This is a genomic window from Kitasatospora sp. NPDC015121 (genome assembly GCF_055562955.1).
On record NZ_JBVHEH010000036.1, the window covers coordinates 1 to 24423 of the forward strand.

A 24423-nucleotide genomic window follows, 5' to 3' on the forward strand; every position below is an offset into this window, starting at 1 on the left:
CCGTCGGGAGGGGTAACCCGGGCTACGCCCGGGTCCCGGACGCACGGGCGGCAAGCCGCCCTGTAACGGAAATTCCCGCCGCTGCGCGGCCGGGGTTGCGGGTATTTCGTTGCGCTAAAACGCAATTTAGAAAATCGCGGCGAAACGAGAATCGTCGCTCGGCTCCATTGGCGCAGGGCAAGAAAATCGGTGGCGCAGTCACGAAATGCATTGCGCCACCGATTCGTTATCTACTGCGCCTGGGTTTGATGTGCCAGAACTGCCGCAGTCCGCAATTGTTCCCAGATCGCGGGGTGCAGACCGTTGTCGAGAACCTGCTCGAACATTTTCCCGAAGCTGTGGGACGGGTCGAGTCGGCGGCCACTCGTCAGTGCTTCACGTGCCAGCGCAGAGCGGCGATTGACCCAGTTGAAGACTCCGGCGAACACCATGAGCGGACCGGCCAAATCCTCGGGTAAAAGTGCGCCGACCTGCCGCATTACCTCGGCGGCTGCATCGGCATTGTTTTCGTCGATGTGTGCGAACAACAGATCGCGCACCGTCACGTCATGCATGGCAGCAGCAATAACGGCTGCGTGCTCATCGGTAACGGTAATGCCGTGCTGTGACGTGCCGTCCAGGTAGTGCGAAAGTGCCAGATCGAATACCCGATCGGCCGCTCGCTGTGGCTCCATGGCGCGTAGAACGATGCGCTTGGCGCCGAAGGCCCGTGAGGCCGCGGCAGCGCGTTCCGGGCCGTGCTGCGCGGCGGTAAACCCTGCTCGGATCTCGCTGCGGGTCTTGAGAATCGTTGTGCCCTCGAACAACGCTTCGGTGATCAGTGGGTGTGCTGCAAGATCGACAGGTGTACCCGACTGTGCGGCAAGTGATCCCGCGCCCGTCCATTGACGTACCAGACCATCGGTGAAAACGAACACAGGCGGAACTGAATCGGGCCGAAATGTTTCGAGCGCTTCGGCTACGTCATTGCCCCGTTCGAGCGTGCCAAAGACAACCACAAGCATCGATTGGCACTCTTCCAGAGCTGGTGTCACACGCAAGGAACTCAGAATTCCCTCCGACACGCCAGGGAGCAGATTGAGGAGGGGGAGCATGGCGACCCTGCACGGGTGCACATCGAGGGTGATGATGACCAACTCGTCCTCGGGAAGATGGCCACCCATAGCCACGGCACCGGCGACAACATCGGACGGGCTGGTCATTCGGAAAGCTGGCATTACGGAACCCCTTTGGGTCGGTGGGCGAACTGGTCAGATTCACCCGATGGATTGGACTGACGAACACTTGAAAGCTACCCCACGCCTACGACAAAAAGGCACTTTGACCTGTGTCTATGTCCCCGGCACACCCGGTGCCGGGGACATAGACACAGGAGGCGACGCAAAGCGCCGGCCTCCCGTAGTCTTAGCTGCTAAGGGGCAGTGATCACCTCGGCTGTGAATCTGCCGATCCGGGTGCGTGACAGACGAGAATTGGTGCCGCGCACATGCTCGAACCAGGCTTCGCGCTGATCGTCCGGCAGAGCGTCCCACGAGCTCGCCGTCAGAGTTTCGTAATCGAGAGCGGCGACAGTCTCGAGCGGTGTGAGCAGACGCCAGCTGGCGAGGCGGTACACGTCCGCGAAGTGGCCGTTAACCGGTGGCCACTCGGTCTCGGGGTGGAGTCGCATAAATGTTTGGGCAGCAACACGTTCCACGGAACGTGCAACCGGATAGTGGCGCGACTGCCGAAACTCTCCGCTGTGAATCTCGTCCCGGAGACTGTTCACGACCGAACCTCCTTGATGGAAGATGAACTGGCCGAAGCTGTTTCGGCTTCCTTCGCCTGCCTGTGTCCAGCAAGTTTGTGATACGGAATAGTGTCCGTCCAATCGCCGCCAATCCTCGCCGGAACAGTGACAGATTTCTTATTGACCCGAACCACCGAATACCAGACACCCGAGCACCTGACCAGATCTCCTTTCGCGATCGTGTCCGGCCCGAAATTGTTGGCCTGACCTGACGCGATCTGCTGGGCGCGGATTCCTTCCCAATAGGTGATCTGGTCGGCCCGCTCGGCGATACGGGTAATCAACGCCTGACGGTAGGTGCCCTCGGCCGGAGGAAATTTCTCGATCAGCTTCACGCCACGCACCACGAAGAGCGTCCGCTCGTGACCGTCGAGCTCGCGTTGGTCCGCGCGCTGCTCTGCGTGCATTTTGTCGATCCGATTCTTCACGGTCACCGGGCTGTAGCGAGCCGCTGTGGTCACCGCTGTCGCCTCCGCGCGCCTACGTGCTTCCTCCGCATTCCCCTCGGCTGCCACAGCCTGTCCCAGGCGCTGATGGACTTTCTTGAGCGCTCGCCGATGCCGCCCCTCCGAATGGTGCCCGACCTTGATCGGCTCACCCCCAGGAGGAAGCTGGGCAGCCGCGCGCTGCTCTGCCTCCCAAGCCGACTCCGCCTGTTCTGACCGGCGCCCCGCCTTCAGCGCGAGCGCTTCCACCCGAGCAGTTTGACGATCAATGCGATCGGCCTCGACCTCGGCCGTCGGCCGCGCTGTCGAGTCGATATCAATCTCGACATCGAAACCACTCGCGCGCAACGCCTCTGCAGTCAACTCAATCAGGCGAACCTTCGGAGCCCGATCCCTACTGCTCCGGATCCCCCAGAAACCGATACTGCGAAACCACCTCCACCCGTGCGCCGCCAATACATCTCCGGAACCATCACCGCGAGAGGTCCCGTCAATTAGCGTTCCATCCGCGGCAGTGTGCGAAATCGTCAACGTCACTTCGAATCTCCGACCTAACAGTGGGGCAGGTAGTCAGTCCGCCCGTCAGCAATTGGACACCTCCAAACCTACCCTCGATATCCGACAAAAACATGCATTCACCTGCGTGTATGTCCCCGCCGCACCCGGTGCCGGGGACATACACGCAGGTTGTGATTGTCTATAGACAGGAACCATCAGGGAACGCGGCAGATGAGGCGAAACAATGATAAAAGCCAGTAGTACCGTCCAAACCGGAAACATTGGGGAATTAGCCATCGGCTACCAGTTCACGAAATTGAATTGGCACGTAGCCCCCAACCCTGCCGGCGAAGTCGGTACAGATGTCTTTCTGCAGCCGCGGACGGCAACAGGCATTGATTCTGGTGCACTCATCGCTGGTCAGGTGAAGAACGGGGACACGTGGTTCGATTATCCGGAATTCGATGCGGACGGAAAACTTGTTGGATGGTGGTTCCGTGATACCAACAGTGAGCATTTGAAGTATTGGCTCGAATACTCTGTGCCGTTCATCCTGTTCCTGCATGAGGAGTCCACCGAAAAATCGTATTGGGTTCATGTGACACAGGATTCAGTTAAAAGTACCGGCAAAGGTGCCAAGATTCTGGTCCGCGTTGATTCAACTGTCGACAAACACCACATAGGAGACCTCCTGGAAATCGCGACCAAAGGCCGAATCCACTCACAATGGGAAGGGACTGCGTGGGGTAGTGCAGATGTGTTGTCGACTGATCGTTACCGCTATGCGATGTTGACGCCGCGCCTGGTGGCCCCCCACCCGAACTCGCCAGTGACGAAACTGGAACCCCACGAAGCCATCGCATTGTTGATCAAAATGCGGCTGAGGCACCTGACACCGCGCACGGCGGTTGACGCGCTGGCCAAAAGTACTAAGGATCCGGCACCGGACCTCGCGGAATGCCGAAGCTCGACCACGTGGGGGTGGCGATTTTATGCTGCAGCGCACGACATTCTGGGCGGTGACGCCAACATTGACGCGCTCGAAAAACTGGTCAAGGACGCCAAGGCGCCATCGGAACGGGCTGCAGCCGCAGTGTTCGCCTGTGCTCTTTCCGTCGAAGACGGAAACCCACAAGGCGGATTGGACGTCGTAGACGGCGCTCTGACCCATAGCGATTACAGCGACGTCGATCGGGCGTGGCTCCTCCTGCACAGAGGCCGTTGTCTAGCCGAGCTCGGCGATCTCGCAAATGCACGTCTCTGTGCCGTCGACGTCCAAAAAATTCGAAATGTAGCGGTAGATGACCCAACCGCTATGGCAATCACAGGATCGGGCACTGATCTCATCTTCAGACTCAACCCATGGTCGACGGACAGCAAGGAAGTTATCGGTGTTGAGGAAGTGATCAAGGGCCGTGACACCCTCGCGTCGTGGTGGAGTCGGCAGGAGGTAGCGGACGGCCTGGAGATTCAGTTCACCGACCAGTTCCAAGTATGGGTGGGTAATTCCGAGGGCCCAGAACTGGATCCGACCAGCTTGAGGCTCCGGTCGGCGACGCTGCTTGCCGGGATCGCTGCGGATCATTCATCCTGGCGAAGATCGCACACACTCTTGGCCCAGTACACGCTCATGAACGACAGCTCAGCTGAGGAGATCGCTAAATCGCTGGCTGCGCTGAGGCACGCAGGTGAACACAAGCTGATCGAGGACACTGTGCGGCATTTACTAAGGGTGGGGCCCGCAACCGCGGTCCGCGCTGCAGCGGGCGTAGTGCGACTTGAACTCGGGACTCGAACTTCGCTACACGCTGACCTGCAAACGATTTCGTCTGCCTCCGATGTCCTTGAAACAGACTGGGCAGACACGCATGCACGCTGGATACTGGCGAGGTTGAATGATACTGGCGACTTGGCAACTCGGCTGCAGCCGACCTTCTCACTGGAGCATGCACTGCTGAAGGTTTTGTCGAATCTTGTTTCCGTGATTTCAGCGCCGGTCCTGCGTGAGGTGATCGAACACATCAAAGAATCTCCACAGCAAGGGGATATCGGCTCCTCGTACGATTGGGCACGCGTCGTGGAGAACGTGCCAATAAGTGAATGGACCAGCGACGACAGAACGGCGGTTGCCGTGCGCAGCAAGGACGGCCCGGCACTCAAAGAAGCGTTCGATCGAATCCTCGCCAAGCACGATTCCGCCCATCGGGAAACGATTCAGAAGCGAATTGAAGAAGGGAACTTGTCCGCTCTCAGTGCTTTTGGAGATGTACGAGACCTAGATGACGACATAGCGAAGGGCGTTATTGAGAAGCTGTCCTCCGCGACCACCCAGCGGATCTCCGACCTCAAAAGCGGCTCGTTCGCCATGGGAGTGAAGGACTTTGCATCCGATCTGGTCACACTGAATGTCTGGTATCCCCAGCTCGCTTCGTGGGATTCGATCTCCGACCTATTGACGACGGAACTGCCTTTCGTCTCTGACCGCCAGGGAGTGCTAGCGAGGATCGCAATTCTGGGGAAAAAGATTCCTCCAGAGGTGGTCGATGTTATTGCAGGTCCGCTCCATGACTTGATGGTCGCCCTTCCCTCAGAGGGGCCTAGTTGTTGTGGGTATGGACGTTGCTGACGAGGGATTGAAGTAGACGGGCTGGTCCTCGGCGTAAGAATGGGAGTTGCGACACAACCGTTCTCGACCAAGAAGGACCAGCCCTGTGACACACCGTAATGCTCCACTCACCGTGGAGGGAAGACGACGCCTGATCGAGCGCTGCCAGAGTCGTCCGATCGCCCACGTCGCCGCCGAAATGGGTATCTCACGACAATGCGCCTCCACGTGGGTCAACCGTCACCGCAAATATGGTGACCTGGGACTACAGGACCGCTCCAGCGCACCGAAACACCAACCCACCGCCACAGCCGCGGAGGTCGTGGCCGACATCGAGTCGATGCGACGAACCCGGAAATGGTCCGCCTCACGCATCACGTTCGAACTCCGAATGGATGGAACGGTCATTGCTCGCCGGACCGTCACGAAAATCCTGCGGAACCTCGGATTGCACCGCCGCCGGTTCATCGACCCGAACGGCGAAACCAACCGAAAACCGCAGGTCATCGTTGCAAAACGACCCGGCCAGATGGTCCACGTCGACATCAAGAAAGTCGGGAAGATCCCCGACGGCGGCGGGTGGCGTGCCCACGGCCGCGGCTCCGAGCAGGCCAAACGATCGCAGCGTCGGAAAACGAAGAACAAGCAAGCCCGGGTCGGGTACACCTATTTGCATTCCGCGATCGACGGGAACACCCGCCTGGCGTACACCGAGGCACGCGACAACGAAACCGCCGCAACAGCCATCGATTTCATGAACAACGCCCGCGTCTTCTTCGCCGCACACGGCATCACCCGTATCGAGCGCGTGATCACCGACAACGGATCATGCTATCGGGCAGCAGATTTCACCGTTTCACTCCGCGAAGCTCGGCACTACCGCATCAAGCCGTACACCCCGAAACACAACGGGAAAGTCGAACGGTACAACCGCATCCTCGCCGAAGAACTTCTCTACTCCCGCGAATACAGCAGCGAGCAGCAACGACGCATCGCCGTCGAAGTCTGGAATGTTCACTACAATTACCACCGACCGCATTCAGCACGCGGAGGACGACCGCCCGCCGCTTACCGCCGGCACCGCGTCACCAACGTCCGTTCCTCCTACACCTAGTTTCAGTGATGAGGACGTGCGAGGTTCCGCGGCAGCTGCATTGGCGGCTGTTCGACCTGACGCGATCTCGGATGAGGAACTGTGGGACCTTATGCGCGGCAACGTATACCAGCGTGCAGCGGCAGTCGAAGTAGTGTCAGGAAAGAAATCTGCGAACAGATTTGACGTCCTTGTTGCGATGTCGCGGGACACGGACCCGTGGGTGCGCGCAGTGATAGCGCGTCAGATAGCCCGTGAAAAGCCAGTCGATGGCGACATAGACCGCGCAAATCTGCTGCGTCGGCTGTTGGCAAACGAAGGAACCCTGGTTGCGCGGATGGTGGCGAGCACGATCAATTCGTCGCCACCTGATGATGGCACTGACAAAGTGGTTGGCATGCTCCGCGGAAACTTCTCTGCGGGAGTGCGACGAGCAATCGCTGCGTACGACGCAAAACGGAATCCTGAGTGATTTCACCAGCAATTTAGCGAAAGTGGTCGAGGGATCGAGTTTCTTCAGACTGATGGGGCTCCGTCACTCTCGATATTGAGAGCGACGGAGCCGCGGTGCGGACGTTCCTAGATCCCCAGTTTTGATGTGATCTAGTGTCGCCCAGAGGGTTTCATTGTCACCATCGCGGCGGTGCTGATCGATGGCTGAGATCAGCTTGTCGATCACGATCCTTGCGGCCGGATTGAACGATGCCGCAGCGGCGCCGGCCCAAGCCAGTGGTTCGTCGGCGCGGTTGAGAATGCGGTCCAACGCACCTTCGCATCGGTCGAAGAATTTCCCGGTCCGTTTGGACTGGTTGGCATCCTGATCATCTGCTGCGAGCGCAGACTCGGCCAGGTCGAGAAACCCATTGATGATAGAGGTGGCACGGTTTCGTAGAACTGGGTCGAAACCCAAGGTCGCCCAGAAACTGTTCCACCGCACCCGATATCCGCGTTCGGAGTCGAGCGGTACGAGGTGATCGCGGATCAACCGGCCGAGCGCTTCGTCATCGAGGTCGCGCAAGTGCCCCGCCAGGAGCGCCGGCTTCGACGCCGTCGGCAGGGGTTGTGGATCTTTGACGCGTTGCCAAGGCTGTGGGCCTACGGATTCGATCACGACGGAAGGCTCTCCGCCGGCCACGACACATCAGTCGCGCCGGCCGGCGACGCCCCTGCCTGGTCATCGATCAAGAACTCGGACAGCACAGCGCTGACGCGAGCTTCGATTGCACTGTTGGTGGGATTCATGTTCATGTCCTTATCTGCCGTTCATTTCAGTTCTCTCGCCACAGCTAACACCGAGAGGTCGACAGCCGGCGCGTCATCGGACCAGACCTGCGTTCGGCCCTGAGCCAGGATTTGAGGTCGGGGGTGAACACGCCATGGCTCCACTTCCTGTATGACCTCGTGGGCCAGCACGACACCATGGAAACGAGTAGGCAGCGTCGTGAGGTCAACGATCGAGCCTCTACGGCGGAACTCCTTCATCGACCGCGCTGAACCGTTACTAATGACAACCTGCCTCCACGGCTTGCCCGCGAGGTCCACGATCGCAACCACGTGCGAATCGAGCCATCCACGATCACGCCACGCTGGCAGAACTCCTCGACCTTTTGGTAATGCGATCGAAGTTATGGCGTCGCGGGCGTAATCGGCTTGTTGCTGGCTGCGCAGCTCCGAATCCGGCGCCGGCAGACGCAACTGCGCCAACCGAGGAGAAGGGATCGCCGCAAGCTGGCGGTTGGTGCCAGAAAGCCACCGTCGCACGGTGCGCGTTGAAACCCCGCAAGCCTCGGCGACGACCGCGACGTCCACTCCCCCGCGCTCGGTCTCGCCATAACAGGTCCGGAGCATCATTTCGAGTCGCTTGCGTGTCCACCGCGGCCCTCGCCGAGAAGTCATCGCCGCTTACCGTTCCACGTCGAAGCTATTGATTTGGTAGAACTCCCAGCCGCCGACATAGTCTTGGGCTCGGCTGTTCATCCAATTGATCATTCCCTTGTCGCCCCCATTTTCGTAGGCGCTCCACATGGATTCAACCTGGTCGGGTGTCAGGGCCAAGGTGATCATTCGGTCCCGCGCATACTCCCGGGTGCCGGGCCCCTGTACCGCGTCGATCTTGATCTTCCCGCCGAAGTTCGACAGTGCTTTTCCTCGTGCGCTGCTGCGTACGCTCGACATCGCTTCTTTACGTGAGGTTCGAGTGGACGCGGACTGTTTCGCTTTGCGGGCCAATGCATTCAAGGTTTCGGTGCGTGGCTTCGCAATTCGCTGTCGGCCCTCGGGAGCCAGCCAACGCTCGACTGTTCGTTTGGAGACACCCAAATCACGTGCCGCTGCAGCGGTGTTGATTTCGCTGCGCTTTCCCGGTCCGTAAGCGGCCAGCAGCTGAGCCTTCAGGTTCGACGCATTTGGCTGTCCGGAAATGTCGGCCCCTTGCCGGCCGGTCAACTTCCCGAAGAACTCCCCCTGAAGTTTTCCTCGTTCCCCCCGCAAGACTTCCCGGATGGCAGTCTGAGTGACACGAAGCTCTTTGGCTGCTCGCGAGATATTGATTCGGCCGGCCACGACAGACCCGAAGTCGGAAAGACTGTCTGCGATGCGCGAATACGACGCCCTACTGAGTGGGTTGCGTGCCATCAGGAATCACTCCCCTCCGCACTAGCTGCCCACTCGTTCGGAGCAATCAGCTCCGACTTCCCCCGATAACCTTTGCCGTCCAAATACTGCAGGTGGTCGGACAACAGCGCCGATCCTTCCGGCTTGTAGTTCCCGAACCCCCGCCCGAACTGCTTCTGATCTCCAGGCCACGCCAATTGTGGATCGCGCTCGTCGGAGACGTACAGGACGGTGTCCTTGGTGACCGCTACAGGCCACACTCCGCTGTCCTCGCCGATCTTCGCGATCCTATACATGATGTTCGCGCGAGATTTAGCGACAATATGGTGGTGCCGCTCGGGCGAGTAACCGGGTCGCCCGGCCAAATGCATGTCGGAATTGAGCATGCCAATGGTGTGCGTGTAAATCACTTTGTTCTGCTCACGCGCCAACAGTGCATCGGTGTCACCCTCGATATCCAAGGCGGTTCGCGCATCGCGAATGCGTTCGTACCACGGCACCAGAACGCGCCCGTGATCTCGCCAGACGAATGCTTCCAAGATCTCCGGCTCGTAACCGAGTTGGGCAGCGCGTTCGAGAGTCGGAGTGGTCACCCACTTCGGTTCGGAGACAGACAGCCCCATCGGATTCAAGGGATTCGGGTAACGCCAGTCCGCTGCGTCGGGGATTTCGATCAGCCAGTATCCCGGAAGCTTGCGATCGAACACCATCCCATCCGGGTGATGCTCTGGCTCCCCGATCGGCAATTCGAGACCAGCAATACCGGCAGCATAGGAACCGCCGCGATCGAAGGCATGAACGTAGCGGCATTTCGCCTCTGAATCGGAAAGGGTTCGCGACCAATCGATATCGGCTTCAAAGATCTGGAACTTCTTCGCAAAATCCGAGTCGGACGGCGCGAAGATCCGCTTCCATTCCTTGGGGCGCGCGGCGATCATCAAGTCGATCCCGGTCGATGCAGGACTCACAGCCCACGGGAATCGGAGCGCCCCGGCCAACAACGCAAGCCGCCTTGCCAACGTGGCTGCGGTAGGAGAGTCACCAAGTACAGGCATCTCTTTCGGATCCTGACTCATCCCGGAAATCAGAGCTACCCACACGCCACGTGCCTCGCCTCGCCACACACGAGTCCACGTCCCTAGCCGGTCCCCCGGCTGCCCGCCAAGCTGCCATCCCTGAGCCAGCGCATCGGTCACAAATGCAGATTCAGCCGACAGCTCCTTGAGTCGATCATTCCTGTTGCGTTTCCCCAACGAACTGGTGTCAATACCAACTTTCTGCGCCATCGCATCGGTGATCCAGATCTGACCAGGCACAGACCACGTGTCAGACGTCCACGTCCCGAGATTCAGCGTCGTGACCAACTCGGCGACATCTCCGACATGCGCGATCGGAGTAGCCAGCTCGTGGCGAGTGCCGTCCGGCAGCCATACACCGTCGACATCGAGTACTGCAGCCGGCGCAGTGAACGCGGCCGCCTTCTCCTTGCCGGCCGTCTTCACTACCTTCGGGCGAGTCTCAGGGCCCTTCGGTGCCAGCGCTACCAGCGGTGAAGGTTCGGTAGCAGGTTCGATTTCTTCCTGATTTTCGGCTGTGCCAGCTGCAATCGCCCGAGAAGCAGCGGTGCTCTGCCACCAGCACGGGAGGTGCATCACGAGTCCGTCGATCTCCCAGCCAGCTTCGTCGCCATGGCAGAGAGCGCAGGTAGATGTAGGTGAGATCTGGAACCCGTCTGCGGAGAATCCCTCTGCATCGGTTTCAATCGCCATTTCAGGCTCCTTGTCAGTGACAGAGCTGGTTAGACCCTTTTTTTCGTTGGACGGGATTGGCGAAGATACTGCGAACCCGGTAATGGACGAATTCGCTCGCGCTTCATCTGGCGAATCGTGAAGGTCCCGTCCATCGATGTCTGTAGGAAGGTCGGCAGGCTTGCTATCCGGTACCGGACCGTGGGGATCGTCAGATCCCGTTCTCACCTCAAAATCGTCCGAACATTCGCCGAACAACTTGTGCAGGCGTAGTGCGACCATTCGTTGACGACGGTTCTCGCACTTGATCATTCGCTGCACGGTGTAGCGGGGCATCCGGCCCTTCCGCTCTTCCGCGATCAGCACACCTTCGTCGTATAGTGCGCGCAGTGCAGTGCCCCGATCAATTTGCAAGGAATCGGTCAACATCTGCCCGGCGGATTTGAGGACCTGCTCAAGGGCCAGCAAATCAATGAGAATCTGCGGTTCCCCATCGCAGGGCCGTGGGTTGGCGACGACATAACCCAGACGGATTCCTCGACCCTCCTCTCTCCACCGAGCGGTGCCATCAGATGTTTCCCCGACAACGCTGCGCCGCCAGCCAAGTCGCTTGGCCAACGACCAGTCACTTGGCGCCTCACCAGTTTCGACGTCGTCGACGTATGCTTGCCCATTCCTCAATGCGTGTATCAAAAGCTCACGTACCCGGGCGCCCGGTCGCATCGGGAGGTCAGGATCGACCGCCGCGGACGCGGCATCGGTTAGACCGACAGCTACGAGGTCTCCCATATGTGCGACTTCGTTTTCCGTCAACGCGCCCAATTCGACAAGGAAGCGTGACATGGCATGCCAGCCGGCCCACAATGAGCCCAAAGCGTCGGCTTGACGTACGCTTTCGCCGCCCTTTCTCAGCTGATTGGCGTACTGTTCGCCTGCTGCAAAAGCGGCGGAACGAACTTCATCCAAGCGGGGGCACAGCCACTGCAAATAAGTGGCCATTACCAGGGCACGTCCGTGGCGGGATTCAGGGCCATCCAATTCTTTCAGAACATTCAGATCGATCTCTGACGCCTGGAGAGGGATGACGAGCATTCTTTGAGCTGCTGACCCTGGCCTCGGCATGATCTCCGACGTAATCAGGGCAGAAGCGCGGGGTGGTGTCCCGTCAAGGATTCCGAGACCGTCCCGGGTGCTCCGTGACCGCTCTTCACCATTGTGAACCAGACGAGCGAACTCTTCGAGAGCTTTCTGGGCGGTGGCGAAGTCACGCGTGGGAGCGACGTCATCGGCCCAATAAAGGGCATCTTTAGAAGCATTCAATTTGATGCGCAGTGCATTCAACGTGTCACCGTTACCTGACATCGATGAAGCAGGACGTCGACGGTCCCATTTCTCGCCCCAGTGATGCATCGCCAACGAGGCAAGCGAGGTTTTGTAGCTCCCTGGAGACCCGACAAGTGCCATCACCCACGGGTTTGGGCCTAGCGCGGACCTGAATACATGCCCGAGTAGTGCTGCCGAGACCCGGGTAGGCGTGCGTTCGAGCATCGATGCCGAGTCGCAAAGAAACGCGGCCCGGATCCGCGCAGGATCCGAACTGGGCGCAGGTAAGTCGAACATTCTCAATGGGCCGGTCAACAGCACAGGTGCTACCCGTCCGCCGTTCTCGTCGATAGCACCGCCGGCGTGTACGAAGAAATATTTTCCTTGCGCGTCCCGTCGCCATCCGGTGGATCGATACCGTACAACGCGTCGAATCTCGCGTCCGCCAGCTCCTTTGAGTGCATCACGAAGCTTTGCAACGCCGCTTGGACGGCTGTCGTAAGCAGGAGGGCCTGGCAGTGTTTCCACCCACGCGCAGTCCCGATACTCCTTTGCCGGGATCCGGACCCGCAGAAACTCACGGCTGTCCGGATGCGTGTATCCGATGATCACCGCAGTCAGCTCTTGCGGCGAGGCAGGGTTAATTTCACTCTGACCGGCCATCGCTTCGCGGCCCATCAAATCAGGCTCGTCGACGTCCACCCCATCGTCGGTGACTTCGAGATATTCCATCTCGACGATGCGAGCATCGATATCCAGCACCAACTTTGCCTGCTGATCGCCGTCTTTCCTGGTGACGATCTCGACGAGGTTCCCTTCGATGATTCGATAGACAGGGGCGATGAAATTGGTTCCGCGGATGCCATTGCGAACCACGACCGATGTCGCAGACGGACCGTTCGCCGCGGTGGCCTCGTCCGCGTTAGCTTCAGTGACTGGCGCGGGTTCGAGCTCCGGATCCTGCAGCAGCGGAGGGATCGCGACGCCGGCGACCTCATGAGCAGCTCGCGCCGCCACCCGAGACGCATTCCAAGCAATCGTCGCGGACTCGACGGCTTCGCCAGCCCACTCGGTCCCCTCCTCGGCTGCCTGCTGAACGACTTTGTCCACGAGCTCGCTCAGATGCTCAAAACGGCGCTCAGCCTCCAAAGCCCAGCGCTGAGCGCGCACCAACTCTTCATCGGACTCGACCTGCGTGTCAGCTAGATCGATACGCGCTACAGCCTCAGCGAGCGCGACCTCGACAAGGGCCTGCTTTTCGACCACGTCAGCAGCGAAGCTATGTGCTGCGACTTCTCCAGGACGGACCGGAGTAAACCCACCCCATTCGTCCTCGTCCGACCACAGCCCAGCCTCGACGTGGTCGGTGAAATCAGACTTCGGGGTGACTATCGCAGGGAGCAACAACTGAACCTGTGCGCCAACTCCACCTAGCAATGACGCAAGTTCTATGCCGCGCTTCCATCCAGCGCCATCTCTATCGAGGACGACGCGGACCTCTGCACCCTCGAAGAGCTCAGCGGAGGTAACTGGAAAGCTCAGCCCACCCTGCGCATTGGTGGTCGCGACCAACCCCAATATCTCAGCGGTCTCGACGTCCTTCTCGCCTTCGAGCAACCAGACCGGTGACCGCTCAGACAGGGCGGACAAGAGGGCGGGAAGCTGATAAAGGACAGAATCAAAACCGTCGGGCTTGCGCTTGAGACGGGTGCCGTTGGCACTGACAAACAACTGCCGGAACTGCTTGTGACGTGCGCCGTCACAGGAACTGCATTCCTCGCGGATGACTTCTTGGACGACGGTGCCGTCCGCCGACACGTATGGGTAGACCCTGACTCGAACCCAACTGTGCTCAATCTTGGGGTCTGGTGCAGCTACGGCGATTCGAGCCGGCAACCGCCCGCCTTTAGGACGTCGTCGACCCGCACTCCGTTGTTGAGCCGAACGGCCGACCCGAGTGAGTGCATCGCGCTCGGGAAGAGGTTCGTCGAACAGCTCGACCATGGTCAGGCCAAGGCCTTCGGCAATTTCCAAAGCAGAGGCGTTGCAGCCGTGGCAATGCAAAAGCACCATGCCGCCGCGGTGACCGTTGACCCAGCTCACTGACAAGGACGCATGTCGGTCCGCGTGGACAGGGCATAAGGCCATCAACTCGTGAGGGCCTCGGTGTTGGACCCCACCACTGGACTCGACCGCGATGCGTACGCGGTCGAACGACGACATAGGACCCGTCGCTGCGCCGCTCGATGCAGCCGCCGTCATGCGATTGCCTCAGCGACACTCGTCGCCAAGGATGGCGAGTGTGCTCGGAATTTGGTTAGAATGGCCATAAGTCCTCTGGACTTGAGTAAGTGAAGTTCGGAAAGTGACCTCGCAAGTCGCTTCCCGGGACTGAAATCGAATCGAAGAACCCCCTCCGGCCGGCAAAGCAGTGGGGGTTTTTCGCTGTCTAGGGCCAACTCATGCTGGAACCGAAAGTTCGCCGTCGGTCGCTTCGCGAGCAGCCTGGGTTCGATCAACTGCATAGCGGGCGTCGTGGATGCGGAGTCGCTCCGGATCCAACTTCTTGAGGATGTAATCAGGAATGTCGAGGTTCGAGGCGCGCGCCATGACGAGCACCCAGTAGTCCCCGAGATCGATCCCGAGTTCGTCTGCCCGACGTTCGTAGACCTTGGCCTGGTTGAGGGGTGCGCGCACGGAGAGGCACCGGCGCGCGCCTTTACTTGGTCGTCCCATGGGATGAGCGTAAATCGATTCTGATTCAGAAACGGTGATGCTGGTTGTGTCAGCGTGTCGTGCCCGGCGCTGCTCATGTCTGAAATCCCCTCAACCCTCGCAATGAATGCCTCTGATTAGAGGAAGATCCGCGTGCCCCGCGCCGTGTGACAGATGGGGTCAACAAATCTTCGTGCGCATCATGTCGCGAGACCTGGACGGGCCGAGTCGAAGCGGAGTCAGGTTAGCGAGGCATGCACTTTCCCACTACTACGTGTGACCTATCTGCGAAGTTGGTGGGGAGTGGGGGGAGTGGAAAGAAACAGCAGTTCAGGCGGCAAAAACCGCTCCCCACGTAGGTGGGGAGCGGGGTGGGGAGTGGGGTGGGGAGCGGCTTCAAAGACACGAATCGGCCGTTTGCGCTCGCCCGGATCTACGATCTGTTTTTAGGCTACGAAGGCAGGCGATTCGATGCCACCTTCGACTGCCGTTCATGTGGGCCTGGAAGCAGAGACGACCTCCGAGGCTTACTTTTTGCTCCTCGAAGGTCGTCCCCCACTATCGTGCGGGCGACCGCAGGTGCAACGACAAGACGCCCGCGAGCAATCGGCTGCGCGATTTGGAACCGACGACCTTCACTTGCTCGTCAAGCCAGTCACGTTGAGCGGTGGTGAAGCGGAACCAGGTCTCGACGGGTCCTTTGACCGTGAACGGCTCTTGATGGACTGGAATCCCTGAGGACGATCTGCCCGCGACGGGTTGAAAGAGGGCTCGCAGTCGCTCGATGCCTACTGCGTCGAATGCCTCGATGGCAACATCGGCGTGATCGCATCGCCGTTCGGCTGCACGATTCACCAAGGCGTCGCGAGTGGTGCGATCCAGGTAGGCCGTGACAGTCACCTTCGAGGTATCTGCAGCCGGCGGATTTCCTTCTTCCAGAATCTGGGCTGGGGGCGCTTCGGTGACTGCGGGTGGAGACTCGACGACAACAGGAGGCGCGTGGGGTGGTGCGACTGGAACGGTGACAGCTTCGGGTTCCATCGGCTGCACCCGCACTGGAGATTCAGGCGCCGAGACGGCGGGTTGAGGGGCGTCGGTGACTCGTTTGGGAGTCGGCGGGTGAGGAGCTGTGGAGTCGATCTGGGGTTGAGCCGTGTCCGGTGTCTGTGGGCTCGTAGTGCGGCGAGGCTGCAGCCCGCCGGCCGGGGGCAAGAGACCAGCGAGTCCCTCTGCTCGGTTGGGCTTCGGGGCGAAAGACTTGGCAATGCTCTTGCGGTTGCGGACCCTATTTTCACTCATGCCGAAGCCCTCTCAGCGGTGATGGTCGACATCCGTACGAGGATCTCGCGGGTGAGGTTCGAGTAGTCCTCGGCCAGGCCAGAGGCGTTTCGCGAGAGCATCAGATCCTTTGGTTTCGTGCCTTTCCTCAGCGCTGCGATCCGTGATGCGGTTTCCCCGGCCGATCGTTCCTCGAGCTCATGCACCAGAAGTCCTTGGCGTCGCGCGTCGAAGGCGGTGGTTTCCATCGTGCGGATCCGAGATTCGAAAGTCGGGGCCGAATCGCCGATCATCTCCTCGACTGCTTCCCGAATCGTTGCGTCAAGTTTGGTTGCGCGTGAGCTGACGCCGAAGAGGCAGATCCCGCCGAGTTGGAGCTGGGGGTTCACGGCAGGAAGGTTTCGTTCCGGATCTCCGTCTCGTGCTGCCGAGAACTGGCCGGCGATCGTTTCCATGCCGTCGAGGCTGGCATCATCTGCGCGGATTGGAATGACCACAGCGTGGACTACTTCCATCACTGCTTCGATGATCGTGAGATCCGTCGGAGGGGTATCGAAGATAATGACGTCGTAGTCTGCGGCCACTTGCAGCAACATGGCCAGTAGAAGCTGTCCTAGTCGTTTGCCTCCCTGGCGTTGCTGCCTGGACACCATGACTGCGGCAAGGTCGAACATTGCCGGGCCGCCTGGAACGATGTCGAGATTCTCGCGACCACCGACGTTCTGGATGATCGGCGGTGCCGACCCGCTCAAGAGGGCTGAGAACAAGGGCACGCCGTCCTCCTTCACAAACCCTAGGTCGCGGCACAAGTTGGCCTGGGGGTCGAAGTCAAGCAAGAGAACCCGGTAGCCGCCGGCAGCGAGTAAGCCTCCGGTGTTCGCGCAGAGTGAGGTCTTGCCCACTCCCCCTTTGCCGTTGAAGAATCCGAAGCAGGCAGGCAGTTGCTGATGAGTGGGTGTCGTTGGAACGGCATCTACAGACATGGTGGTTCTCCCAATGGACGTTGGTTTCTGACGAGTGGTCTGTAAGGAAAGTTAGCAGGGGTCCTGGACAACTCGCGGTATGCCACGCGTGTGGGGCCGTATGTGTTCAGGCATGTGGGTCGGCAAGCGGCGCCGCGTGTAATGCCGCGTGTTTGCATGCCGATGTAATCGCAGGTGAACACGTATGTGAACACGTATGTGAACACGTATGTAAACACGCGTGAGTCGCTGCAGGGAATCACGCGTGAAGAAATGCGGATAATGATGCGTGAACACACGCGGATGAAATGGCGTGTAAAGAAACGTGGTCTTCTGCGTGTTGGACTGCCTGGGGTGATACGGGAGATGAAACGTGGTTCTATGCGTGAGACTCCGCATGATCAGGTGCGGAGTGCACAGCGGTTTGATGTGCGGGTGTACATCCGTGATGTTTTGCGTGACCGCTCGCAGGATGATGTGCGTGCAGAAGGATGGGCTTGCGTGCGGGGTGGTACTAAGGGTTCTCGTACGGCATGTGGTGCGGGTCTACATGCTGTGCCACAGGCGGAATCAGTTGCCAATTGGCGTACGGATCCGCCTGCTTGTAGGCGAGGGTGACCGGGTGCGTGATCAGAATTCTAGAGCCCCGGACTCACTACTCACTCTGCGTGATTCAACATGGCTTGCTTTGCGTGAAGGTGTGCGTGAAATAGCCGTTTAGCTGTACTGATGTGGGGTTCGTCGTGGATCGCCGATGGCGCCACGCTGTGCACGCTGTGCCTTGATGCGATGTCCGAGGCCGGCGACGGTGCGGACATCTGCGGCCTGAGCGATGGCGTCAGCCCGGCGAAATCCGTCGAGTTCGACGGCTAGATCGACCAAAGTGTCTTCGAGGATGTCCTCGGCAGCCGCATATAGGTCCCAGAGCTGCTTGAGCTCCCACGCGCGGATCAGGGGATTAGAGAAATAGAGCCCGTCGACGATCTTTTGCACCCGGGCTACCTGGGGATTTGTGCGTTCGTGCGCCTGCGACCAGATCGAAAAGTGGGAACTCGCCGAGCAGGTGACCACAGTCGTGTCCAGTTCGCGAGCAACTGCGGACCAGGATGTGGTCGTTTCGAGGCCTCTGCGCGCATGTCTGGCGGCCTCGCCGAATGCCCGTTGGCACACTGTGGCGTATGCGGCGGCTGAACGTCGCGCTTGGCTTAGTTCGCGCAGTTCAGACAGGGTGGTGAAGCTTTGGCGTCCGCGAGTGAACTCGGTCGCAGCCAACAGGGCGTCGCTGCTCGTCCATTGAAATCGAGACTGCCTGTATTGGTCGCGGTGCCAGCGGAGATCGTCGATCCATGCCGAGTTGAGCTTGAGGCCCATCTCGCTGCCAGGAACGGTCATAGAACAATGATGACACCACACCGGTGGTGTGTCATCAGTAGTACTAGTTGCGTCCCGACAAATCATGCTTATCGCCTTGTTTGGAACTTGAAGGCATTCCAACGGTCGCATGCCAGTCATACCGACATACCAGCCAAGCGGCTTCGCAAACATTGCCACTCACTTTCAAAGGCGTCCCAGAAGCGTCCCAATGTCGCATAATGTGCCAGTCGAATTGGATTTGATGTGAGGTTGGGACGCTTGTTGGACGCCATGCATATGGTCGTGTGATGGAATCGAGCTTGCCACTTCCGCATATGTAGGCAATTAGGCGCTTACGTCTTGGTCGTATCGAAATGATCCGATAGGTTTCTCTAACGGCTGTGGATATGACTTGGGTGCAAGATTCGCGGGTCTTGGGTGAGGTGTCTCGTCGCACCCGAGCTGTCCAGGGAGGGCTGTATAACTCTCAGCAAGATCACTTTAGGTTTTGAGCGAGCGTGTCTCGTTCCCTGTTCAGTATCGGAGATTGACGTGAGTAGCACGCATAACCAAGGCCCGTCTCAGTCGGCTGGCGGGCACCGACCACTTGCCGGGACCTTCCGTTCGGCCGCGGCCCGATCGGTCGAGAGCATCGCTTCCGCGTACATCGAGGGTGACAACGACGAAATTGAACAAGGGTCGGAAGTACCCGCGCATGTGGATCGCCCCGCCGAGACTGAACCTGCTGGAAGCCAACAAGATCGGGAGTCAATCGACCGTTCCTCTGACCTGGATGGGGGAGGGAAGTCGTCAAGTGTTCGGGTGCCGGCAAGGTGCCATGCGAAGCTCGAGGAGATGCGGGCGAGCACGGGGATGACGAACGGTCAGATTTTCATCGTCGCGATCGAGGAGACTCATGATCGACTGCCGGAACTGCTCTACCCTGGCGGTCGAATCGGTGGGGGATTATTCGCAGCCCGCGGCATTCGCGCCAAAACGTCACGTGACGATAGTGAGACGCAGGTAACTTACCGACTATTTCATGCCGACTTCGACGTGATTGACCACCTTGTGGCGGAACTGGGCGCAAAATCCCGCTCGCATCTGATCGCGGCGGCGCTGACCGGATATTTCTTCAAAGACGACGAGCCCGCAATATGACGAGGGGAGCGACGAGGGCGCCTTCAGCGCTTCTTGTTTGCGAGTACCCAAAGGAAAAGAACAAGCACGGGGGAGAAGGCGACAGGGACGGCGAGTACCCAATGCGTCACTGTCCCTGTCTCCACCTCCCTGTTGATCCAAGTCAGTAGAAGGGCTGCGACGAGCCACAGGAACGCGACGTGGCGCCAGCGCAACCGCCGCAAGAACAGGTTCAGTCCCACAGGCAGTTTCAGTCTCGACATTCGGTTTGGCATAGCTGGCTCAATTCAGTTGGATATCGACCATGCGGAGTCGGTCGCTGGCAGAAAAGTAGGCAAGCGCGTCAAAGCACGCTGCCGCCGCTTCAGCCATTTGGACGGCCCTTCCGCGCGCCCGTACAGAAACACCCCATAGATTGCAGGTCTGTTCAGTGGTGGGCATATGGGTAGGTGGGATTCCCAATGCGCCGGCTGTCAGCTGCCGTGTATCAGAGTTCTGGTGCCATTTTGGGAACAGATCCAGTTGTGAGAACAGGTGCCTGAGTAGCCCTGTGTGTTCCTCCGGATGGAAGCCGCCCGCGATATGTCCCTCAATGCTGCGGGCCAGCGTTGCGAGCGGGAGGGCCGCCGCGTCGTCGACCAAGGCGCCTCCACTGGCCAGCGAGATCTCCCACGATCGCCCGCTGCCTGTGTCTATTGCCGCAATTTCCCGTACCGGGCGCTCGCCGTTGTCGGTCGCTGCGGTATTGACGTGAACAACAAACAGATCGCGACCGCTGTTGCCGAACGGTGAAGGAGTTGCCATGGCGTGGAGGGTAGCTGCCAGCATGGACTGGATTGCGATCCTTGCCGATGCGGCATTGTCGATCTGAAGTGTCGAAATCAGTTGTTCTGTGTAGGGGACCGACGATCAGGATAATCGGCGAGGACTGCGGTGGTGAACGCCTGATACTGGGACTCCGCGAAGTCGGCGAAAAGAGTAGCGACCGTCCCGTCGTATGGCTTGCCCTCGATCGTGATTGTTGTTTTCGGCGGGCCCTCGCCAATAGTGGTGTGTCTCTCCAGCGCTCGATGAGTGACCTGGTCCCGCACCAGTTTGAGGAGTCTGAACTTGTTATCGCCCATTAAGGCCTGGCGCCACCGTTCCTGGCCTTCGTGGAGCTGCACACCGTTCTTCCTGATCGCCTCCCTCAGGTGTTCCAGGTCAGACTCGCCATGGGGATCGAACCGCCCTGCTCGTCGCAGTCGATACGCAGCAGCTGCGCAAAGATCGAGGCAAGTCAGGGCCGTGCGCGAGGCAAAATCGATCGGGGCTAGTTGTAGGACATCGAATTGCTCGGGTGCGAAGCGTTCATGGATGTACGTGTCACCCTTGGGGCCAGCCATCTCTTGCGCCAGTCCCGCAGCTATGCGAGTGAACCCCACTTGAAAGGCAGCTGAGGCAATCAGTGCTGAAGCGGCCTCATAGTCTGCGGGGAGTGACTTGAGGCGATCCGAAACAGTGTTTGAGATCGTCAACAGGCGAACGTCGTCACTCGGTCTGCTCATCCCTAATTCTCTCGCACGTGACGAGTGGATATGTAGAAAATGGGAAAGCGAAAAGGGCCCCACCTTTGGACGGTGAGACCCTTCCCTGGCCGTGCGGTTCATTGTTTGACTGCTGACCTTGTGCAGAGTTGAGGTCAGGGGAGTCAGGCGGTCACTTTCGCAATCGCGTCGCGGAAGTGGTTGGTCAGATCCTGGAGGGCGGTCGTTCCAGCGGAGTCGATGACCATTTCTCCGTAGCTCTGGTGAGCTCCGGAACCGATGAACGAAGCGAACTTCAGTCCTTCAGTCCCGATCTGTGCCAGTGCATCGGCGCCGTCAGAACCTGCCAGCGCGGTGAGATTCGAAGCGAGCCCACCAAGGTCCCCTGTCTGGGACTGCTGAGTTAGCTGCTGGCCGGTCGCCGACGATGCGGACGCTGCTCCGAGTTTGGCCGGATCAGTCTTCTGTCCACCCCCGAGCGTGCCTACCGCGATCTTCGCGAAGTCGAGGATGTGGGGGAGTGCACCCAGACCGGCTCCGATGACATCGCCGGTTTCGATCGCGTGCCAGAGCTGCTTCTGCAGTTCGCCGGCGGAGTTGGCCAAACCGATGATATCGAGGTTGCCGACGAGTCCGACGATCATCGACACGATCTGAGCGGTACCGGACGGGTCGGGGATCATCGCGATGAGTGATGCTGCGGTCTTGTAGTCCAGTCCTGCAGCGAGCTTGACGAGTGGTTCGAAGAGAACATTGATTCGGTCGAACTCGGCGTGCACCGCCTTGACCTTCGCCATGGGATCGAGCGCGGGATCGAGAACGATCTGCGGGATCCGAGTCGTGAAGATGTCGGCGACAGCTGGAATGTTGTTGGCCAATGCGAAGGCATTCGTCCCGATGTGGGTGACCTGATCGATCAGGACACTCGGCTTGATGATCGAGAGCGCGTTCGCGGCAACGGAGAGCCCATCCGCCGGGGTGGACGTCAAAGGTGAAACCTGATTGGCGAGAGCATCGACGGAAGCCTGCAACTGCGGCACCTGCGCCGCGCCTGTGGCTCCCTGGACTGCCTTCGTTATCGAATCGGCGGCCTTCAATGCGCCGGCCACATCGATACCCTTGACCGTCTCGACGATCTTGCCGGCCGTGAACTCGGGCGTCGATGCGTCCGCTGACTTGAGTGATTGTTCGACGGCGGGATTCTGAGTCACCCACTTGGTCGTATCCGCTACAGGGACCAGAGTGTTTGCAATGTCGGATGCCGCTGCGCTCACGCTGGCGAGGTCGGGAGAACCAGACTGGAGCTGCTTCTGCAGAGTGTCGACGTTGCCGGCAAGGCCCGGGAGATCAACCTTCGAGTAGTCCGAAACCAGGGCGTTCTGCAGGGTCGCTGTGTTGGGCTGAGAGCCATCACTCTGCTGTGGACCGGATGCAGTAGGGGGCTGTGAAAGTACTCGGCCGAGACCGGCAAGTAACCCGTCCTTGTTGCTGTTCGTCGAGCAGTAGAGGTCGTCAGGTGCGCAGTACGACCGCGTTACCGAGGCTGTCTTTCCGAATCCGCCTGGCCGCGCCCCCGCAATACCGACTCCGTCGACAGCTGGACCGACGAGAGTGTTGTCCTCGCTCGGACTCTGTCGGGGATCGGCAACCAAGCCGACCGCGATCAGCTTCTCCGCGGGAATCGGACCCTTGTCGTGCCCGATCAGCCACGTCAGATCGCCCGCGACATCCGCCCCTTGGCTGTAACCACCGAGAGCGAAAACAGTACTAGGGCACTCCGTTGCCCGGGTCTGCATGACTTTCGCGGCAGCCTCTATTCCGGTGGCCTTACTCGTTCCGTAAGTCTTGCCCTTGTTGAACGCGGATGCTTCGTAGGCAGGGTAAGTGACTTTGATGGAGCTTCCGAACTGCTGAACAAGCGGATCAGTCACTTGCTTGAGAAGGCCCGTCGCCACCGAAGAATCTGCTCCCGAATCTGTCTCGAACGTCCCCGTCATCATGACCACCTCCGCAGTGGGGCAGCCTGCAGAAGCCGGTGCGGCATGAGCGGTCCCCGGCGTTGAGATCGTGAGCAGAGTTGACGCCACGGCTGCTGTAAGAAGGGCCGCCGAACCTACCGAACGGGCGCGTCGGTAGTCGGTAGATGGGGAAGCGATGGTCGTCATGACAGATCTCTTTTCGTCATCGATTACAGCGAGGGCAAAGTGGAAAGACCGCTGCCCGAATGTGCGGTCACGGTGTTCGGCAGAAGGTCGACGACCGTGAAGACGGCGCGGTGAGCGAGCGACATCAGCTGTCCCAAAAGTTCGGGATGACTCACGGAAGGGATACGTAGCGCTGCGTCGAAACTTCCAGCAGTCTCGAAAAGAAGGGACGATTCCTTCATCACGAAGCCAGCGATCAGGAAGCACACCAGCAACGAAACTGCGTCGAGAGTTCGAGTCATCACAAAGCCTGTTCGATCGGCCGGGCGCTGCGCGATGCACGGGCGAAGCGCGCATGATCCGACGTCTGATTCGAAGTTCCTACGCTGTTCCGAATCTTCGACACAGCGCGATAGAGCCGCTGACGAAGTGCGGCCGAGGTCATGCCGATCTCAGCCGCGATCGATGTCAGATCGGTGTCGGTCTGGTCGAGATATGCGCGCTGAATCAAAGCTCGGTCGGTGCCGGTGATGACTCCGTTCCGAACAGCCCAAGCGAGCAAGTCCTGGGCGAGAAATGGGTTCTCGGTTTCCGCCTCAGGAGCATCGGAACGATCCATCAGATCCGACGCGGGGATCTCACCGGCAAAGGTGTTCTCGTGTGCGATCTTCTTCAAAGTCCGCAAAAAGAGAGCTGCATAAATGTTCTCGCCGGACGGGCGATACTCGGCTATCAATGACATGAAAGTGGCGATTGTGGTGGCCGCACGCTCGTCGTAAGCGTGGTAGGAATCGAAGCCGGCCACCCGCGCGTGACGGGTCAACGAGATCAACTTCCCGAGCATCAGCTGCAACAGCGCTCGCCCCGCGAGAACGCTGCCCTCCTGGTGGAGGGTCAACAGTGCCAGCAGTACGGCGTCGCGATCGAGGCGATGGGCGCCAGCCAAGTCGTTGAGTTCTTGCACCTGCTTCAAGGCCGGCTGATTGACCGACCATGTGAGCACCTCTGCCGCTGCTGAGGGTCGTGCGCACAGCTGCATCCATTCGGTGTTCAGGCGGCTGTAGAGGTCGCCTCGAGTCGCGTCGTGGGACGGCAGGGCGGACGACGAATGGCTGGGTGCGGTTGCTGCGTGGGTGGACATTTCCACGGGTCTCCTCTGTGCGCGTGCGAGGTTGGTCTCGCGCCCAGTA

20 protein-coding genes are annotated in these 24423 nt (G+C 59.6%); 3 read left to right on the forward strand and 17 right to left on the reverse strand.

Annotated features, from left to right (window positions below; all coding sequences use genetic code 11):
• Nucleotides 1-230: 230 nt before the first annotated feature.
• The 3 genes from ACZ3J7_RS35310 to ACZ3J7_RS35320 all read right to left on the reverse strand — a co-directional run bounded on the left by ACZ3J7_RS35310 (nt 231) and on the right by ACZ3J7_RS35320 (nt 2598).
• Nucleotides 231-1202 (reverse strand): DUF4192 domain-containing protein, encoded by a 972-nt coding sequence (locus tag ACZ3J7_RS35310; RefSeq protein WP_003942433.1) that lies wholly within the window; start codon nt 1200-1202, stop codon nt 231-233.
• 209 nt (nt 1203-1411) lie between these two features.
• Complete coding sequence (locus ACZ3J7_RS35315; RefSeq protein ID WP_003942448.1) at nt 1412-1768, reverse strand: hypothetical protein; 357 nt, start codon at nt 1766-1768, stop codon at nt 1412-1414.
• Entirely contained in the window at nt 1765-2598 is an 834-nt protein-coding gene (locus ACZ3J7_RS35320; protein ID WP_307807323.1) for a DUF3560 domain-containing protein, read from the reverse strand. Before ACZ3J7_RS35320 ends, ACZ3J7_RS35315 begins: the two co-directional genes overlap by 4 nt.
• A gap of 379 nt (nt 2599-2977) precedes the next feature.
• Between ACZ3J7_RS35320 and ACZ3J7_RS35325 the strand changes: the two genes are divergently transcribed.
• Nucleotides 2978-5359 (forward strand): DUF4365 domain-containing protein, encoded by a 2382-nt coding sequence (locus tag ACZ3J7_RS35325; RefSeq protein WP_245220045.1) that lies wholly within the window; start codon nt 2978-2980, stop codon nt 5357-5359.
• A gap of 85 nt (nt 5360-5444) precedes the next feature.
• Nucleotides 5445-6452 carry an IS481 family transposase gene (locus ACZ3J7_RS35330; RefSeq protein ID WP_363802813.1) on the forward strand — a complete coding sequence of 336 codons (1008 nt, stop codon included), beginning with the start codon at nt 5445-5447 and terminating at the stop codon, nt 6450-6452.
• 514 nt (nt 6453-6966) lie between these two features.
• Here the strand turns inward: ACZ3J7_RS35330 and ACZ3J7_RS35335 are convergent.
• The 9 genes from ACZ3J7_RS35335 to ACZ3J7_RS35375 all read right to left on the reverse strand — a co-directional run bounded on the left by ACZ3J7_RS35335 (nt 6967) and on the right by ACZ3J7_RS35375 (nt 18462).
• On the reverse strand, nt 6967-7542 hold the full coding sequence (locus ACZ3J7_RS35335; RefSeq protein WP_003942445.1) for a hypothetical protein: 576 nt from the start codon (nt 7540-7542) through the stop codon (nt 6967-6969).
• Complete coding sequence (locus ACZ3J7_RS35340) at nt 7539-7673, reverse strand: hypothetical protein (RefSeq protein ID WP_256931494.1); 135 nt, start codon at nt 7671-7673, stop codon at nt 7539-7541. Before ACZ3J7_RS35340 ends, ACZ3J7_RS35335 begins: the two co-directional genes overlap by 4 nt.
• A 21-nt stretch (nt 7674-7694) precedes the next feature.
• Complete coding sequence (locus ACZ3J7_RS35345; protein WP_391622831.1) at nt 7695-8282, reverse strand: hypothetical protein; 588 nt, start codon at nt 8280-8282, stop codon at nt 7695-7697.
• A gap of 51 nt (nt 8283-8333) precedes the next feature.
• Nucleotides 8334-9065 (reverse strand): hypothetical protein, encoded by a 732-nt coding sequence (locus ACZ3J7_RS35350; RefSeq protein ID WP_003942446.1) that lies wholly within the window; start codon nt 9063-9065, stop codon nt 8334-8336.
• Nucleotides 9065-14218 (reverse strand): hypothetical protein, encoded by a 5154-nt coding sequence (locus ACZ3J7_RS35355; protein ID WP_003942443.1) that lies wholly within the window; start codon nt 14216-14218, stop codon nt 9065-9067. The genes ACZ3J7_RS35350 and ACZ3J7_RS35355 overlap by 1 nt, the downstream gene beginning before the upstream one ends.
• Before the next feature lie 357 nt (nt 14219-14575).
• Nucleotides 14576-14812, reverse strand: coding sequence for a hypothetical protein (locus ACZ3J7_RS35360; protein WP_003942442.1), 237 nt, complete (start codon nt 14810-14812; stop codon nt 14576-14578).
• Between the two features lie 576 nt (nt 14813-15388).
• Nucleotides 15389-15871: a hypothetical protein gene (locus ACZ3J7_RS35365; RefSeq protein WP_003942444.1), complete on the reverse strand. Its 483-nt coding sequence runs from the start codon at nt 15869-15871 to the stop codon at nt 15389-15391.
• Between the two features lie 254 nt (nt 15872-16125).
• Complete coding sequence (locus ACZ3J7_RS35370) at nt 16126-17091, reverse strand: ParA family protein (RefSeq protein ID WP_003942441.1); 966 nt, start codon at nt 17089-17091, stop codon at nt 16126-16128.
• A gap of 696 nt (nt 17092-17787) precedes the next feature.
• On the reverse strand, nt 17788-18462 hold the full coding sequence (locus tag ACZ3J7_RS35375) for a hypothetical protein (RefSeq protein ID WP_003942436.1): 675 nt from the start codon (nt 18460-18462) through the stop codon (nt 17788-17790).
• Nucleotides 18463-18975: 513 nt separating this feature from the next.
• On the opposite strand from ACZ3J7_RS35375, the gene ACZ3J7_RS35380 reads away from it, so the two are divergent.
• On the forward strand, nt 18976-19584 hold the full coding sequence (locus ACZ3J7_RS35380) for a hypothetical protein (RefSeq protein ID WP_232508942.1): 609 nt from the start codon (nt 18976-18978) through the stop codon (nt 19582-19584).
• Between the two features lie 261 nt (nt 19585-19845).
• On the opposite strand, the gene ACZ3J7_RS35385 is transcribed toward ACZ3J7_RS35380, so the two are convergent.
• The 5 genes from ACZ3J7_RS35385 to ACZ3J7_RS35405 form a co-directional block, all read right to left on the reverse strand.
• The gene (locus ACZ3J7_RS35385; RefSeq protein WP_232508943.1) at nt 19846-20367 is read right to left on the reverse strand and encodes a hypothetical protein; all 522 of its coding nucleotides are present in this window, start codon (nt 20365-20367) and stop codon (nt 19846-19848) included.
• A 77-nt stretch (nt 20368-20444) separates the two neighbouring features.
• Nucleotides 20445-21080: a hypothetical protein gene (locus tag ACZ3J7_RS35390; RefSeq protein WP_351645731.1), complete on the reverse strand. Its 636-nt coding sequence runs from the start codon at nt 21078-21080 to the stop codon at nt 20445-20447.
• A gap of 173 nt (nt 21081-21253) precedes the next feature.
• The gene (locus ACZ3J7_RS35395) at nt 21254-23254 is read right to left on the reverse strand and encodes a cutinase family protein (RefSeq protein WP_209922987.1); all 2001 of its coding nucleotides are present in this window, start codon (nt 23252-23254) and stop codon (nt 21254-21256) included.
• A 23-nt stretch (nt 23255-23277) separates the two neighbouring features.
• A complete protein-coding gene (locus tag ACZ3J7_RS35400; RefSeq protein ID WP_182262180.1) occupies nt 23278-23535 on the reverse strand; it encodes a hypothetical protein in 258 nt (85 codons plus the stop codon).
• A complete protein-coding gene (locus tag ACZ3J7_RS35405; protein WP_209922985.1) occupies nt 23535-24374 on the reverse strand; it encodes a sigma-70 family RNA polymerase sigma factor in 840 nt (279 codons plus the stop codon). The genes ACZ3J7_RS35400 and ACZ3J7_RS35405 overlap by 1 nt, the downstream gene beginning before the upstream one ends.
• Between the last annotated feature and the right edge of the window lie 49 nt (nt 24375-24423).